1 pseudogene is annotated in these 464 nt (G+C 45.3%); it reads left to right on the plus strand.

From position 1 onward, the window contains the following. Positions 1–250, plus strand: a pseudogene (locus KIV40_RS33705) (3-dehydroquinate synthase); the annotation flags it as partial. Positions 251–464 lie beyond the last annotated feature (214 nt).

Here is a 464-nt window from a genome sequence, read left to right on the forward strand (position 1 = left end):
ACTGCAGGGCTTGATTAACGAACAGCAACTTGAGCGTATTATCTCTATACTCAAGAGTGCGAAGTTGCCGATTCACACACCAGAAAGCATGTCTTTTGAAGACTTTATGCAGCACATGATGCGTGACAAAAAAGTGCTTTCAGGTCAGCTCCGTCTCGTTCTACCAACCAGCATTGGTACGGCTGAGGTGGTTGCAGATGTACCTCAGGACATCATCAAACAAGCGATTGATTTCTGTCGTACTCTCTAAGCAAGAAGTAATGTTGCTCTGGGCTATTATGGCTCAGAGTTATCCTCATGGCGTTTGATTGATTTGTCTGTAGGGAAGCCTAATGAGTTTGGCTCATGAATTAAGAGTATTGGAGTTAGAGTCTCAGGTTGAACTGCTCGAGCGGTTACGCCTACTCACCAATTTTGGTTCAAACTTAGTGACTGTGGCGGGGCAACCCGGTTCAGGAAAAACA

This window comes from Vibrio sp. D173a, assembly GCF_030248475.1.